Annotated in this window: 13 protein-coding genes and 1 pseudogene; 7 read left to right on the top strand and 7 right to left on the bottom strand. The window is 69.4% G+C overall.

What is annotated here, in order from left to right; translation table 11 throughout:
* Window positions 1-142: 142 nt before the first annotated feature.
* From ACFWHU_RS07805 to ACFWHU_RS07785, 5 genes and pseudogenes are all read right to left on the bottom strand, one after another.
* Window positions 143-817 (bottom strand): response regulator, encoded by a 675-nt coding sequence (locus tag ACFWHU_RS07805; protein WP_385792835.1) that lies wholly within the window; start codon window positions 815-817, stop codon window positions 143-145.
* The gene (locus ACFWHU_RS07800) at window positions 814-2136 is read right to left on the bottom strand and encodes a histidine kinase (RefSeq protein ID WP_387224331.1); all 1323 of its coding nucleotides are present in this window, start codon (window positions 2134-2136) and stop codon (window positions 814-816) included. Before ACFWHU_RS07800 ends, ACFWHU_RS07805 begins: the two co-directional genes overlap by 4 nt.
* 97 nt (window positions 2137-2233) lie before the next feature.
* Window positions 2234-3125 (bottom strand): annotated as a pseudogene (locus tag ACFWHU_RS07795) (DUF4429 domain-containing protein).
* Between the two features lie 99 nt (window positions 3126-3224).
* The gene (locus ACFWHU_RS07790) at window positions 3225-4412 is read right to left on the bottom strand and encodes an alpha/beta hydrolase (protein ID WP_387224330.1); all 1188 of its coding nucleotides are present in this window, start codon (window positions 4410-4412) and stop codon (window positions 3225-3227) included.
* A gap of 223 nt (window positions 4413-4635) precedes the next feature.
* Window positions 4636-5322: a TetR family transcriptional regulator gene (locus ACFWHU_RS07785; protein WP_387224328.1), complete on the bottom strand. Its 687-nt coding sequence runs from the start codon at window positions 5320-5322 to the stop codon at window positions 4636-4638.
* Window positions 5323-5582: 260 nt separating this feature from the next.
* On the opposite strand from ACFWHU_RS07785, the gene ACFWHU_RS07780 reads away from it, so the two are divergent.
* The 3 genes from ACFWHU_RS07780 to ACFWHU_RS07770 all read left to right on the top strand — a co-directional run bounded on the left by ACFWHU_RS07780 (window position 5583) and on the right by ACFWHU_RS07770 (window position 8008).
* A complete protein-coding gene (locus ACFWHU_RS07780; protein ID WP_387224476.1) occupies window positions 5583-7076 on the top strand; it encodes an MFS transporter in 1494 nt (497 codons plus the stop codon).
* A gap of 215 nt (window positions 7077-7291) precedes the next feature.
* On the top strand, window positions 7292-7678 hold the full coding sequence (locus ACFWHU_RS07775) for a peptidase inhibitor family I36 protein (RefSeq protein WP_385792844.1): 387 nt from the start codon (window positions 7292-7294) through the stop codon (window positions 7676-7678).
* A 135-nt stretch (window positions 7679-7813) separates the two neighbouring features.
* A complete protein-coding gene (locus ACFWHU_RS07770) occupies window positions 7814-8008 on the top strand; it encodes a hypothetical protein (RefSeq protein WP_329032922.1) in 195 nt (64 codons plus the stop codon).
* A gap of 76 nt (window positions 8009-8084) precedes the next feature.
* Here the strand turns inward: ACFWHU_RS07770 and ACFWHU_RS07765 are convergent, their stop codons facing one another.
* On the bottom strand, window positions 8085-8867 hold the full coding sequence (locus ACFWHU_RS07765) for a potassium channel family protein (protein ID WP_385792846.1): 783 nt from the start codon (window positions 8865-8867) through the stop codon (window positions 8085-8087).
* Between the two features lie 171 nt (window positions 8868-9038).
* On the bottom strand, window positions 9039-11783 hold the full coding sequence (gene aceE, locus ACFWHU_RS07760; protein WP_385792847.1) for a pyruvate dehydrogenase (acetyl-transferring), homodimeric type: 2745 nt from the start codon (window positions 11781-11783) through the stop codon (window positions 9039-9041).
* A gap of 582 nt (window positions 11784-12365) precedes the next feature.
* Here aceE and ACFWHU_RS07755 point away from each other — a divergent pair.
* The 4 genes from ACFWHU_RS07755 to ACFWHU_RS07740 all read left to right on the top strand — a co-directional run bounded on the left by ACFWHU_RS07755 (window position 12366) and on the right by ACFWHU_RS07740 (window position 15186).
* Window positions 12366-12803: a DUF3052 domain-containing protein gene (locus tag ACFWHU_RS07755; protein ID WP_078077509.1), complete on the top strand. Its 438-nt coding sequence runs from the start codon at window positions 12366-12368 to the stop codon at window positions 12801-12803.
* A 201-nt stretch (window positions 12804-13004) separates the two neighbouring features.
* Complete coding sequence (locus ACFWHU_RS07750) at window positions 13005-13553, top strand: peroxiredoxin (RefSeq protein ID WP_385792848.1); 549 nt, start codon at window positions 13005-13007, stop codon at window positions 13551-13553.
* Window positions 13554-13773: 220 nt separating this feature from the next.
* Window positions 13774-14349, top strand: coding sequence for a TerD family protein (locus ACFWHU_RS07745; RefSeq protein WP_385792849.1), 576 nt, complete (start codon window positions 13774-13776; stop codon window positions 14347-14349).
* Between the two features lie 261 nt (window positions 14350-14610).
* The gene (locus ACFWHU_RS07740; protein ID WP_385792850.1) at window positions 14611-15186 is read left to right on the top strand and encodes a TerD family protein; all 576 of its coding nucleotides are present in this window, start codon (window positions 14611-14613) and stop codon (window positions 15184-15186) included.
* Window positions 15187-15235 lie beyond the last annotated feature (49 nt).

Genomic DNA, 15235 nt, shown 5'->3' with positions numbered 1-15235 from the left:
GTCCGAACACACCCCTCCTGCGCCCCCGCCCCCCTCACACCGCCACGTGGCGCTGTTCACACCCCACCGGTCCGCACCGAACAAGCCCGTCCGGCGATTGAGGACAACCCGACCACCGGGCGGAACCGGTCAACGAAACACCTCAACCGCCAGGCGCAACCAGCCCCGACTCGTACGCGAAAATCACCGCCTGCGCCCTGTCCCGCAACCCCAACTTCGCCAGCACCCGCCCGATATGCGTCTTCACCGTCTGCTCCGCGAGGATCAGATGTTCCGCGATCTCCTGGTTCGACAGCCCCCGCGCGATCAGTTCCAGCACCTCCGTCTCGCGCGGCGTCAGCCCCTTCAGCCGCAGCGAGCGGTCCTTGCGCGGCGCCGGCCGCTGCTGCGCGAAGTCCGCGATCAGCCGGCGCGTCACGGACGGCGCCAGCAGCGCCTCGCCCGCCGCGACCACGCGGACCGCCGAGATCAGGTCCGCCGGCGGCGCGTCCTTCAGGAGGAACCCGGACGCCCCCGCGCGCAGCGCCTCGTACACGTAGTCGTCCACGTCGAACGTGGTCAGCATCAGCACCTTTGGCCGGTGCACCACCCCCACCGGCGGGTCCAGCAGCGCGCGGGCCGCCGCCAGGCCGTCCATCTCCGGCATCCGGACGTCCATCAGGACCACGTCGGGGTGGGTGCGGCGGCTGACCTCGATGCCCTGGCGCCCGTCCGGCGCCTCGCCGACCACGTCTATGTCGGCCTGCGCGGACAGCAGCGCGGCGAACCCCGCCCGCACCATGGCCTGGTCGTCCACGATGATCACGCGGATGGTCACGTCGGTTCCTTTGAGGTCGGGGCGGTGTCCGGCGCCAGCGGAAGCCTCGCGGCGACCCGGAACCCGCCGTCCGGCAGCGGTCCCGTGTCCAGCGTGCCGCCGGTCAACCGTACGCGTTCGCGCATACCGACCAGCCCGTGGCCGGTGCCTGAGGACTCCAGCGGCGATGTGCGGGCGCTCGCGGGCCCGTTGACGACCAGCACGGTCAGCCAGTCGGCGTCCGAGGTCACCGAGACCCTGGTCGGGGCATCGGGCGCGTGCCGTACGACGTTGGACAGGGCCTCCTGGATGATGCGGTACGCCGAGAGGTCCACGGACGGCGGGACGGGGCCGAGATCCGCCGCCAGGGACAGCTCGGCCGGCACCCCGGCCCGTACCGTCGCCTCGACGAGCTGCTGTACGCGTCCCAGCCCCGGCTGCGGCGCCCGTTCGCCCGCCGAGCCGTCGCTGCGCAGCACCGCCAGCAGCCGCCGCATCTCGGTCAGCGACTCCCGCGCCCCGGCGGCGATCGTCGAGAACTCCTCGCGCGCCGCCTCCGGCAGCCCCTCGATCCGGTACGGCGCCGAGTCGGCCTGCACCGTGATCACCGACATGTGGTGGGCGACCACGTCGTGCAACTCGCGCGCGATACGGGCCCGTTCCTCCAGCAGCGTGCGCTGCGCGCGTTCGACCTCACTGATCGTCTCCTGCTCCACCAGCCTGCGCTGGGCGTCACCGCGCTCCCGCAGGGCCGCCGTGACCAGCAGGATCATCCCGCTGAGTACGAACAGCAGGAGGTGCACGCCGTCGCTGCGGTCCTGCGAGACCAGCTCGAAGGCCAGCCCCGCCGCCCCGGTCGCGAGCCAGACGGCGAGCAGCGTACGGCGCGGCTCGCGCAGCCCCAGGCACACCATCAGCAGGAGGTAGCCGACGACCACCATCGGTGTCCACGGCCAGGACCGGCCGTCGAGGTCGTCCGCCGTGGTCAGGAGCAGCACCGCGCCGACGATGTCCGCCGAGAAGATGATCCACCACGCCTGGAGCGGCCGGGTCACGGCGAGCAGCAGCGGCGCCGCCTGCGCGGTGGCGAGCGACCCCGCCCAGCCGCCGGCCAGGCCGTAGTCCTGGACGAGCACGGTCACCGTGACGGGCAGCAGCGCGACGGCGAAGCCGAAGGCCACGACGTACGGCGCGTAGCGCTGCCAGGGCTTCGCGGCACGCGCCAGCAGCGGTTCGGTGGACGCGGCCGGGGTGCGCAGGGCGCTGCCGAGCGAGCGCAGCGACTCACGGGCGCGGGCGGTGCGGGGCGCCGGGGGAGGGGGCGGGGCTTCGGTACTCATGGCCGGTTCAGCGTATGCAGCCCGCGCGCCGGCGGCGTCATACCCAGGAGCCACACCCGGCCTCGTACCCCAGTAGGGGGCAGGCCCGCTACGCGCGTCACAGCTCGGCGAGCAGTTCCGCCTTCTTCGCGCTGAACTCGTCGTCCGTGACCAGCCCCGCCTCGTGCAGCTCGCCCAGGTGCCGGATCCGTTCGGCGATGTCGGCCGGGTCGCGCCGCCCCGTTGCCATCACCGGCACCGGGACCGGCCCGGCGTCCAGGGCGGGGGCGGGCCCCGAGGTCCGTACGGCGGCCAGCACCGCCGCCGCGAACGGCAGCGACTCGTGGACCGGCCCGTAGCCGAGGCCGAAGACCACCGCCGCCGGGTCGTGGTCGGCCTGGGTGGGCTGCTCCTGGTCGCCCCGGCGCAGCAGCCGCAGGTAGCCGTCGAATACCTCGGGGGAGCGCCATTCGACCCCGCACAGCTCGGGGACGCGGAACCGCTGGTCGCCGGCCTTCCACTTCGCCGACGACGCGCCGGTCCAGAACCAGCGGAAGGACACCTTGGACCCGTCGAAGGACGCCTTGCCGTCGTACGCCTTGAAGTGCAGCGGCGCGGGGGGGAGGATCCACCAGATAGCGGTCGGCGGGCTCCCGCTCGTCGAGCGGCGCGGTCGCGTTGAGGGCGGCGCGCAACTCGTCCGCGTAGTACTCCGCGAGCGTCTCGCGCTCGGCGGGCAGCACCAGCCGGTACGGATCGCAGGTGTCCTTGAGCTGGCCCGCCGCCGCCTCCATCAGGGGGTCGGCGCCCGGTCGGGGCACGGCGTGCAGCACCACCGTCCCGCGTCTGCCCGGGGTGAGCGTCACCGACGTCAACGCCTCGTGCGGTACGCGCCTTTCGCGCAGTGCCTGGAAGAGCTTTGGCGTGCGTATCCCCCGTTCGAAGCGGATGAGCACGGAGTCGCTTTCGAACTCCCAGGTGGCATGAATTCCGGCCAGCACATCACCCATGTGCCTCATCGTATGCGGCGAAAGACCGCACGTCGCCCCTCGGAGCCCACCCCGACGCCCCGAGTTCTACGCGCGTCAGTTCACCTCGGCGCCGGAGATTCAGCTCCGGCAGGTGTCACCCTCGTCCGCACAACTGGTGTTCCGGTACGAACCGACCCCGATGTCCGCGAAGTTCCGCAGACTCTCGGTGTCCGGCTCGAAATAGCCGCTGTGGCCGACCGCGCCCCGTGCGGACAGCACCCGCGCGCCGAAGTCCGGTGTCATCGGGTCGGCGCCGTGGCCGAGCCCGACGACCTCCAGATACGGCACGCCCTGGATCCAGTCGTCCTGGTCGCGCATCGCCCACACCCGGGCGTGGGTGTCCAGCTGTCCCGCCGACTCGACCCGCATGCCGGGACTGCCCGCGACCGCCACGTCCGTGACCCGGGCGGGCAGCCGGCGGGCTGCGATGCCGCACACCACGGAACCGTAGCTGTGGCAGATCAGGGAGACCCGGGAGTCGCCGGGCAGTGCCTTGGTGAGCGCGTTGAGCCGTACGGCGCCGTCGGAGGCCAGTCTTCCGATCGCCGCGTCCATGCCGAGACCGGCGGGCGCCGTGTAGTCGGCCCACGCGATGACGGCGGTCCTGGTACGGGGCGAGGCCGCCCGCTCCGCGTCGTACAGCGACTTGGCCATGCCGACCGGCGCGGTGAAGCGCCGCTGCGTGCGCTCGAACGTCAGCAGGTTCGTGTCGACGCCCGGGACGACCACCGACACGCGCCTGGCGCTGCCGAGATCGCCGAAGACCTCGGCGGCGCGGCCGTTGCCGGTGGGATCGAAGGCGAGGATGTGGCGGTCGCCGTTCGCCATCGACTCGAAGCGGTGCATCCGCCGGTTCGCCAGCTGCCGCCCGTCGAGGGACAGCCTGCCGTCGCGCATCCGCTCGCGCTCGACGTCACGCGCCTGGAGCACGGCGAGCCGGTTGGCGCGGTAGCGAAGTGTCAGGGGCGCGCCGTTGAGGTTGCCCACCACCAGGGGGTACCGGTCGGCGAGCCGGACGCGCTGCGCGGCCGTGAGCGAGGCGAAGAACTCGGCGATCCGCCGGTGCGACGAGGCGGGGTCCGGCAGGTCGAGGACACCGACCCGGCCCTTCTCCCAGGCCGACAGGGCTCTTTCGCGCGCGGTGCCGGGCTCACCGTCCTGCTGGAGCGCGGTCCACCCGGTGGTCGCCAGCATCACGAACACCACGGCGAGTGCCAGCAGAGTGCGCCACGCGGTGAGGGACGGGGAGGAGTCTAGGGAAGTCACTGCGCCACACACTAGGAGACGTTCGGCGGCACTCATGACGACCGTGAGACAGATCACCGCGTGGAGAGGGGTGAACTGCCGTTTGTTCACGCTCCGTCGGGGTAGCGCGCACGCACTGGAGCATCCTTGTGTCGTACGTAACGGAACGAAAGGTACGAATCGATTTGGCGGTCAGCGGTGCCGAACCTCGGCCGCGGGCACGGCCGTCACGCGCGGTGAGGCCTCAGCCCGTCCGGCGGGCGCCGTTCGACGGCTTTCGCGGAGCGCTCCAGTCCCCCGCGAGGGTGGGCACGAGCTGGTCCAGATACGACTCCGTCAGCTCACGCAGCCCGTCCAGACCGGTCTCACGGCCCTGCCCCCACAGCCGCCCCGTCACCCGCATCACCCCGGAGAACGCGGCGACGGCCACGCGCGGACGCGGATCGCTCTCCACATCGAGCCCCTCGCGCTCGGCGATCACCAGCGCGACCTGCTCCTCCAGCTCCGTGGCGCGCCGCAGATGCGCGGCCAGCAGCGAAGGGGTGGATTCGATCATCCGGTAGGTGCGCAGATGCAGTTCGACCGGGACCAGCGCCTCGATCGCCTCGTTGATGCTGCCCCACGCACCCAGCACCGCGTGATGCATGGCCTCGAAAGGGGTCTCCGTGGACGGACGTTGACGCAGCTCCGTGAGGAAACGCGTCTCCACCAGATCCTGGATCGTGAACGCCGCCTCCTCCTTGCTCGCGAAGTAGCGGAAGAAGGTGCGCTGCGAGACGTCGACGGCCCCGGCGATCTCGTCGACGGTGGTCTCCTCGTACCCCCGCGTCGTGAACAGGTCGAGAGCCACCCGCAGCAGCGCGTCGCGCGTACGCCGCTTCTTCAGTTCCCGGAGTCCCGCCGGGTGCTGTGCCGCCCGCTGCCCGTCCATCGCCCGCAGGTCCTCCGTCCCGTCACTTCCGGCCCACTCCGTACGCCGATGCCCACCCCACCTGAGATGTGAGCCACGTGACAGTTACAGACTAGTGAAATGGTTTGTCAACTGTCAGACGCTGTCATTAGCCTCGCGACATGACTAGTCAGACCACCGTCGAATCGGCGCCGAAAGACCCGCGGGAAGCGGTTCCGGGAGCCCCCAAGGGCCTGCGCGGCCACCCATGGCTGACGCTCTTCTCCGTCGCCATCGGCGTCATGATGGTCGCGCTCGACGGCACGATCGTCGCGATCGCCAACCCGGTGATCAAGGAGGACCTGGGCGCGACCTTCGCCCAGGTGCAGTGGATAACCAACGGCTATCTCCTCGCGCTCGCCGTCGCGCTCATCACCGCGGGCAAGCTCGGCGACCGCTTCGGCCACCGCCAGACCTTCCTCATCGGCATCGCGGGCTTCGCCGCGGCCTCCGCCATCATCGGCTTCTCCGACAGCGTGGCGTTCGTCGTCGCCTTCCGCGTGCTCCAGGGCGTCTTCGGCGCCCTGCTGATGCCCGCCGCCCTCGGACTGCTGCGCGCCACCTTCCCCGCCGAGAAGCTGAACATGGCCATTGGTATCTGGGGCATGGTCATCGGCGCCTCCACCGCGGGCGGCCCGATCGTCGGCGGTCTGCTAGTCGAACACGTCAGCTGGCAGTCGGTGTTCTTCATCAACGTGCCCGTCGGCGTCGTCGCCCTGATCCTCGGGCTGGTGATCCTCAAGGACCACCGCGCGGCGAACGCGCCCAAGTCCTTCGACGTCGTCGGGATCCTGCTGCTCTCGGCCGCGATGTTCTCCCTGATCTGGGCGATCATCAAGGCGGGCGAGTCCTGGGGCTGGACCTCGGCCGGCACCTGGGGGTTCCTGGGCGCCGCGGTCCTGTGCTTCGTCCTGTTCGCCGTCTGGGAGACGAAGGTCAAGGAACCCCTCGTACCACTGAGCATGTTCCGGTCGGTACCGCTCAGCGCCGGCACGATCCTCATGGTGCTGATGGCCTTCGCCTTCATGGGCGGCCTCTTCTTCGTGACGTTCTACCTCCAGGGCGTACACGGCATGAGCCCCGTCGACAGCGGCCTGCACCTGCTGCCCCTGACCCTCATGATGATCATCGCCTCACCCGTCGCGGGCATGCTGATCACCAGGTTCGGGCCACGGGTCCCGCTGGTCGGCGGCATGGTCGCCACGGCCGCCGCCATGTTCGGCATGTCCACCCTGTCGCCCGGCTCCGGTACGCCCGTGATGTCGCTCTGGTTCGCGCTCCTCGGCATGGGCCTGGCCCCGGTCATGGTCGGCGCCACCGAGGTCATCGTCGGCAACGCTCCGCTGGAACTCTCCGGCGTCGCCGGCGGTCTCCAGCAGGCCGCGATGCAGGTCGGCGGCGCGCTCGGCACGGCGGTGCTCGGCGCCGTCATGTCCGCCAAGGTCGGCGCCGACCTGGAGGGCAACTGGCAGGACGCGGGCATCCCGCTGCCGCTGGACCCCTCCCTGGAGCAGGCCGCCGAGATCGGCGTCGCCCCGCCGGCCCTCGCCGAGGCACCCGGTGTCACACCCGACATCTTCGCCAGGATCACCGGAGTCATGCAGGACACCTTCGTGTCCGGGATGAGCCTGGCGTTCCTGGTCGCCGGCACGGTCGCGGTGATCGCGGCGTTCGTCGCCACCCGCGCCAAACGCGGCGACAACGCGGACGCGGCCGGGGGCGGCGTCCACATCTGACACGCGGCCGCGGCGCGTTTGACGGGACGGCGCCGACAGGGTGCGACGAGAGTCGGTGCGTCAACAGGACGTGATTCAGCACGACTGCCCCGCCCGGACATCCCGGCGGGGCCGTCCCCTGTTCGGGTGGAGTCCGGCAAGATCCTCTTCCCGTGGAGCGGCCCGCCGGGCGAGAGTGCCGACAACTGATCAGCACGACACGGGGGTTCACCGACATGCGTACGACCACGCCTGCCACCATGCTCACCGCGGCCACCCTGGCCGCCGCCACGGTCCTCCTGCCGACCGCGGCCCCGGCCGCCGGAGCAGCCGCCGCACCGCGCGGCGCCTGCGGACCCGGCGAACTCTGCCTGTGGGGAAAACCGGACTTCCGCGGCGCCCGCCAGACCCATGAGCTCTTCCGCACCGAGATCCAGAACTGCGTCCCCCTGCCGTCCGGCACCGACGCCCAGTCCCTGGTCAACCGGCTGGGGCGGCCCGTCACCACCTACCAGTCCGACGAGTGCGAGGAGAGCGGCGAGTTCGAGACGTACCCGGGCGACGGCACCTGGATCCCCCAGTCGCCCCACCGCGTACGGGCCTTCAAGGTCTGGGAGCGCTGAGCGGGGGTACCCGAAGTTTCAGACAGCCCACATCCACCGACACAGGGAGTGATGATGACGGGCTTCGGAAACACCCGGACACGCAAGCACCCTCGTTCACGCGGCCGGATGGGGTCGCGGACCGGGACGGACCGCGTGACCATCGGAATAGTAGGTCTGGTCTTCGCCGTCGCGGGCCTGTTCGTGGCGTCGATCGTGCTCGGCCCGCTGGCCATCGTGCTCGGCTGGCTCGGCATGGGCCGGCGGTGGAGCACCGCGTACGTTCCCGCGGTGATCGCCTTCACCCTCGGAATCGTCGACACCGTACTGGCGCTCATGTGGCTGGTCTGACCGGCCACTCGGGCACCCACGACGGGATTCACAGGTCCGACAGGATCGTCAGGACCAACAGGATCGGACAGCGCGATCAGACCGGTGTGCGGCCGGCTGTCGTACCGTCGCTCTCCCCCGCTCGACCGGGCAGGGCGGCCCCCGACAGCCGGCCCACTTCCGCGCGCAACTCCCGCACCTCCTCGGTCAGCAGCTCGATCGCGGCCGTCTGACGCTTCTCGCCCGCGCTCTCCTGCTCGAAACGGGAGATGAACCAGGTCGCGATGTTCGCCGTGATCAGCCCGAGCAGCGCGATCCCGCTCAGCATCAGACCGATGGCGAGGAGCCGCCCGAGGCCCGTCGTCGGCGACAGATCCCCGTACCCCACCGTGGTCATCGTCGTGAACGACCACCACACCGCGTCACCCAGCGTCTTGATGTTCCCGTCGGGGGAGTCGCGTTCGACCTCCAGCACGGCCAGCGAACCGAACATCATCAGCCCGGCGACCGACCCCACCACATACGTCGTGAGCCTGATCTGACTCGCGATCCTCGCCCGCTGCCCGACCAGCAGCAGCGTCGCCACCACACGCAGCAACCGCAGCGGCGCCACCATCGGCAGCAGCACGGCGAGCAGATCCAGCGGATGACGCCGCACGAACTCCCAGCGGGCACGGGCCAGAACGAACCGCACCGAGTAGTCGGCGGCGAACAGCCCCCACACCACCCACTCGACGACCGAACAGACGCGGGTGACGGAGCCGTGCGCGCCCGGCATCACGATGGGCAGCGCGTACGCGACACCGAACAGCAGCGCGAACGCCAGCAACGGGCGCTGCGTACGCCGCTCCCAGCGCACGCGCGCGGGTATTTCCTTCATGGCCGCAAAGAGTAGGGAACGCGACGACCGGCCGGAACAGCGACGCCCGGCCTAACAGCGATGCGCGGGCCGCAACCTCGACGCCCGGCCGGAACCGCGGCGCCGTCGCCCTCCCCAACGAGCGGTGGCCGGCCCCGTAACCACGGAACCGGCCACCGACCATCTGCCGCCCTACGCGTCGCCGCCCGCGGCGCCCGGGTCCGCCGACGCCACGTCCAGCAACTGGTAGCGGTCAATTGCCTGCTTCAGCACCGAGCGGTCCACCTTGCCCTCCCTGGCGAGCTCCGTGAGCACCGTCAGAGCGATCGACTCCGCGTCGATGTGGAAGAACCGGCGGGCCGCGCCACGCGTGTCCGCGAAACCGAAACCGTCCGCACCCAGCGACTGGTACGTCCCCGGCACCCAGCGCGAGATCTGGTCCGGCACGGCACGCATCCAGTCCGACACCGCGACGAACGGGCCCTCGGCGCCGGACAGTTTGCGCGTCACGTACGGAACGCGCTGCTCCTCCTCCGGGTGGAGCAGGTTGTACCGCTCCACGTCGACGGCCTCACGGCGCAGCTCGTTCCACGACGTCGCCGACCAGACGTCGGCGCGCACGTCCCACTGCTCGGCGAGGATCCGCTGCGCCTCGACAGCCCACGGCACGGCCACACCGGACGCCATGATCTGCGCCGGGATCGAGCCGCTCTCGCCCCGCTTGTAGCGGTGGACACCCTTGAGGATGCCCTCGACGTCCACATCCGCCGGCTCGGCCGGGTGCTGGATCGGCTCGTTGTAGACCGTCAGGTAGTAGAAGACGTCCGGGTCCTCGCCCGGGTGCGGCTGCCCGTACATCCGGCGCAGCCCGTCCTCCATGATGTGCGCGATCTCGTAGCCGAACGCCGGGTCGTAACTGACACAGCCCGGGTTCGTCGAGGCGAGCAACTGCGAGTGTCCGTCCGCGTGCTGAAGACCCTCACCGGTCAGAGTCGTACGACCCGCGGTCGCGCCCAGAACGAAACCGCGCGCCAACTGGTCGGCCATCTGCCAGAACTGGTCGCCGGTCCGCTGGAAACCGAACATCGAGTAGAAGACGTACACCGGGATCAACGGCTCGCCGTGCGTCGCGTACGCCGAACCCGCCGCGATCAGCGACGCCGTACAGCCCGCTTCCGAGATGCCGTCGTGCAGCATCTGCCCCGTCGGCGACTCCTTGTACGCCAGCAGCAGCTCACGGTCGACCGACTCGTACTGCTGCCCAAGCGGGTTGTAGATCTTCGCGCTCGGGAAGAACGCGTCCATGCCGAACGTGCGGTACTCGTCCGGCGCGATCAGCACGAAACGCTTGCCGATCTCCTTGTCCCGCATGAGGTCCTTCAGCACCCGCACGAACGCCATCGTCGTGGCGATCGACTGCTGACCGGACCCCTTCTTCGCCGCCGCGTACGTCTTGTCGCCCGGCAGCGCCAGCGGCTTCGACCGCACCACACGGGTCGGCACATAGCCGTCCAGACCCTTGCGGCGGTCGTGCATGTACTGGATCTCTTCCGAGTCCCTGCCCGGGTGGTAGTACGGCGGCTGGCCGTCCTCCAGCTCCCGGTCCGTGATCGGCAGATGCAGCCGGTCGCGGAAGCCCTTCAGGTCGGCGACGGTCAGCTTCTTCATCTGGTGCGTCGCGTTACGGCCCTCGAAGTTCGGACCCAGCGTCCAGCCCTTCACCGTCTGCGCGAGGATCACCGTCGGCTGGCCCTTGTGCGCCTTCGCCGCCGCGTACGCCGCGTACACCTTCTTGTGGTCGTGACCACCACGGCCCAGATGCAGGATCTGCTCGTCCGACATGCCCTCGACCATCGCCCGCAGCCGCTGGTCGTCACCGAAGAAGTGATCGCGGATGTACGCGCCGGTCTCCGTGGCGTACGTCTGGAACTGACCGTCCGGCGTCGTGTTCAACCGGTTGACCAGCACACCGTCGCGGTCCTGCGCCAGCAGCGGGTCCCACGACCGGTCCCAGACCAGCTTGATGACATTCCAGCCCGCACCGCGGAACTGCGACTCCAGCTCCTGGATGATCTTGCCGTTGCCGCGCACCGGGCCGTCGAGCCGCTGAAGGTTGCAGTTGACGACGAACGTCAGATTGTCCAGCCCCTCACGGGCCGCGATCGACAGCTGACCCAGCGACTCCGGCTCGTCCATCTCACCGTCGCCCAGATACGCCCACACATGCGACCGCGACGTGTCCGCGATCCCGCGCGCCTCCATGTAGCGGTTCATCCGCGCCTGGTAGATCGCGCCCAGCGGGCCGAGCCCCATCGAGACCGTCGGGAACTCCCAGAAGTCCGGCATCAGCCGCGGATGCGGATAGCTGGACAGCCCGTCCGGCGCCTTCGACTTCTCCTGACGGAAGGCGTCGAGCTGCGCCTCACTCAGCCGGTCGAGCAGGAAGGCGCGGGCGTAGATACCCGGGGACGCGTGCCCCTGGAAGAAGATCTGGTCGCCGCCGTCACCGCCGTCCTTGCCCCGGAAGAAGTGGTTGAAGCCCACGTCGTACAGGGAGGCGGAGGACGCGAAGGTGGCGATATGACCGCCGACGCCGATCCCGGGGCGCTGCGCGCGGGAGACCATCACCGCGGCGTTCCAGCGGGTCGCGTTGAGGACCTTCCGCTCGATCTCCTCGTTGCCGGGGAAGAACGGCTCGTCCTTGGTGGCGATGGTGTTGACGTAATCGGTGCTGCGCATCTCGGGCACGGCCACGCGCTTTTCGCGCGCGCGCTCGATCAGGCGGAGCATCAGATAGCGGGCGCGCTCACGCCCCCGTTCGTCGACGGCGGCATCGAGCGAGTCGAGCCACTCCTGGGTCTCCTCGGGATCAAAGTCCGGGACCTGGCTGGGAAGGCCGCCAATGATGATCGGGTTGCGATCGGATCCGGAAGCCACACTGTTCCTTCGCTGTTCGGGTCGTGTCGCACCCCGCGTCCGGGCCGGCCGTCGGACCGGTCACATCATCACGCTGGGCACGCCTGTGGGTCCTGCGAGTACATCTGCTGTCGGTGGAGCTTGCCTCTTCTGCCGCCAGGGAACAGGCACGGGGAGCGGGCCGTACGGCGTATCCATCGTGTACCGCGGCGACGGAAACGTCACCTCTACCGAGGGGTAACCCTCACACTGCGACGAATTCCGGGGGATCCCGTCCCCCGCATGGTCGTCCGCCGTGTTCCGGGTCCGGCCAAATCGCAATCTTACGCCCAAGGCGACTATGCGTTTCGTTCGGCCGTTCGGACCCGATTGACGTATTGAAGCCGCGTAGGATGACAAAGAGGGAGGAAACTCCTGGCAGGCATCACGTCCAGCGTTATCGGGGTGTCAGGAGATGCGATGAAGCAGCCCGGAACGTACCCGTTTCGGCGGTCTCGGCCGTCGGGTACTTGCGCGATCCGCCCGGCCCGTGTGGACTACCGCCAGCGCCCCGCGTACGCGCGTGGCTGAAGCATTTTCCAAAACATGATCAGGAGGCAATCCGTGAGCGCGACCGCGGACCACGCGGAGGAACGAACCAACGTTGCCGCGAGGCTTGGGTTCGAACCCGGACAGGTGGTCCAGGAGATCGGCTACGACGACGACGTCGAGCAGGAGCTCCGTGAGTCCATCGAGGCCGTCATCGGCCAGGAGCTCGTCGACGAGGACTACGAGGACGTGGCCGACGCCGTCGTGCTGTGGTTCCGAGACGACGACGGCGACCTGACGGACGCGCTGGTGGACGCCATCGGTCTGATCGACGAAGGCGGGGCGGTCTGGCTGCTGACGCCCAAGACCGGCCGTGACAACTACGTCGAGCCCAGCGACATCAACGAGGCCGCACAGACCGCCGGCCTGGCGCAGACCAAGAGCATCAACGCCGGCAAGGACTGGACGGGCAGCCGACTGGTCACGCCGAAGGCGGCCAAGTCGAAGCGCTGAGAGCGGGCGCCGCATCCGAGCGCGAAAGCCGAAGCGGCGGCCCGGCAGACCTGCCTCGCAAGCCTCCCACGCACTGACGGCCCCCGTCGGCATCCGCCGCCGGGGGCCCTTGCGTAGGGTGGCGGGGCCGGGTGATCCGGCGGGCCGGGGTGATTCACGGACCGGGTGATTCACCTACCGGGGAACGAGGGGGCGTGAGGAATGACAGGGACGGCACGGAAGACACCGACGCCGAAGGGGATTCCCGTCGGCAGCCAGGCGCCCGACTTCGCCCTGAAGGACAACCACGGGCGGACCGTACGGCTCTGCGACCTGCGCGGCGGCCCGGACGGTGGCGTTGCCCCGGACGCTGACGGCGGCGCCGACGGGGACGACCACGGCAGGAACGTGGTGCTGGTCTTCTACCCGTTCGCCTTCACCGGCGTGTGCACCGGCGAGCTCCACGCACTGCGCGACGAACTGCCCTCCTTCGTCAACGACGACACCCAGCTGCTCGCCGTCTCCACCGACTCCATCCACACCCTGCGGATCTTCGCCGAGCAGGAAGACCTGGAGTACCCGCTGCTGTCGGACTTCTGGCCGCACGGAGAGATCTCACGGGCGTACGGGATCTTCGACGAGGAGAAGGGCTGCGCGCTGCGCGGCACCTTCATCATCGACAAGCGGGGCGTGGTGCGCTGGTCGGTCGTCAACGGGCTGCCGGACGCACGCGATCTCGACGAGTACGTCAAGGCTCTCGCTGCTCTGTGACGACAACTCGCCACTCGCGGTCACAGTCTCGCGCGAAAAGCCTTGTGGGAACGGGGTTGTACCACGTAAACCGCACAAGGGGCGGGAACCGGTCACTAGGATCCACTCGTTGATCCGATGCCAATTGCACCAGGGGGCGCGTGCGACGCGGCGACGGCTGCCGAAGCGGCGGCCGGGGCCGAGGCCGCCCGCCCCTGAGAAACTCATCAAGGGAGGACTCGTGGGAGTCAGCCTCAGCAAGGGCGGCAACGTCTCGCTGACCAAGGCCGCGCCCAACCTGACCGCGGTCACCGTGGGTCTGGGCTGGGACGTCCGCACGACCACCGGAAACGACTTCGACCTCGACGCCAGCGCCCTGCTGACGAACGCCGAGGGCAAGGTCACGGGCGACGGAAACTTCGTCTTCTTCAACAACCTCAAGAGCCCCGACGGCTCCGTCGAGCACACCGGTGACAACACCACCGGTGAGGGCGAGGGCGACGACGAGGCGATCAAGGTCAACCTCGCCGGGGTCCCCGCGGACGTCGACAAGATCGTGTTCCCGGTCTCGATCTACGAGGCCGAGGCCCGCCAGCAGTCCTTCGGCCAGGTGCGCAACGCGTTCATCCGCGTCGTGAACCAGGCGGACAACAACGAACTGGCGCGGTACGACCTGACCGAGGACGCGTCGACCGAGACCGCCATGGTCTTCGGAGAGCTTTACCGAAATGGCGCCGAGTGGAAGTTCCGCGCCATCGGACAGGGGTATGCCTCTGGCCTGCGTGGCATCGCGCAGGACTTCGGCGTCAACGTCTGAGCCGCTGGTCCGACCGTCCGGCGCCGCACATCCGAGTGCGGCGCCGGACGCGCCTCACCGTGCGGGGTTCCGCCAGGACTACGTACGCGCACGCACATGCACCACGTACGGACATGCACCACGGACTTGCACCATGTACGCGCATCACGGATACGCACCACGTACGCGCACCACGCACATGCACCACGTACGCGCATCACGAGTACGGCGTCAGGCGCGCCGTACCCGGCATCACGTCACCTCGGGGAGGACTTCACCATCATGGGCGTCACACTCGCCAAGGGGGGCAATGTCTCCCTCTCCAAGGCCGCACCGAACCTCACCCAGGTGTTGATCGGTCTCGGCTGGGACGCGCGCTCCACCACCGGAGCGCCGTTCGACCTCGACGCCAGCGCTTTGCTCTGCCAGTCAGGGCGGGTGCTCGGCGACGAGTGGTTCATCTTCTACAACAACCTCACCAGCCCCGACGGCTCCGTCGAGCACACCGGTGACAACCTGACCGGTGAGGGCGACGGCGACGACGAGTCCCTGCTGGTCAACCTCCCCACCGTCCCCGCGAATGTCGACAAGATCATCTTCCCGGTGTCGATCCATGACGCCGACGCCCGCGGCCAGACCTTCGGTCAGGTGAGCAACGCGTTCATCCGCGTCGTCAACCAGGCGGACGGCCAGGAGTTGGCCCGGTACGACCTCACCGAGGACGCGTCGACGGAGACCGCGATGATCTTCGGCGAGCTCTACCGCTACGGGGGCGAGTGGAAGTTCCGTGCAGTGGGACAGGGGTACGCGTCGGGCCTGCGGGGCATCGCTCTAGACTTCGGGGTCAACGTTTCGTAAAGCAGTACTCGCGCGGGGGAAAACCCGTTAGACACCAGATGGGGTAGCC

Origin of the sequence: Streptomyces sp. NPDC060366, assembly GCF_042725135.1 — a bacterium.
In the GTDB taxonomy this organism is placed as follows: Bacteria; Actinomycetota; Actinomycetes; order Streptomycetales; family Streptomycetaceae; genus Streptomyces.
This window is presented reverse-complemented; position numbering and strand designations above follow the sequence as displayed.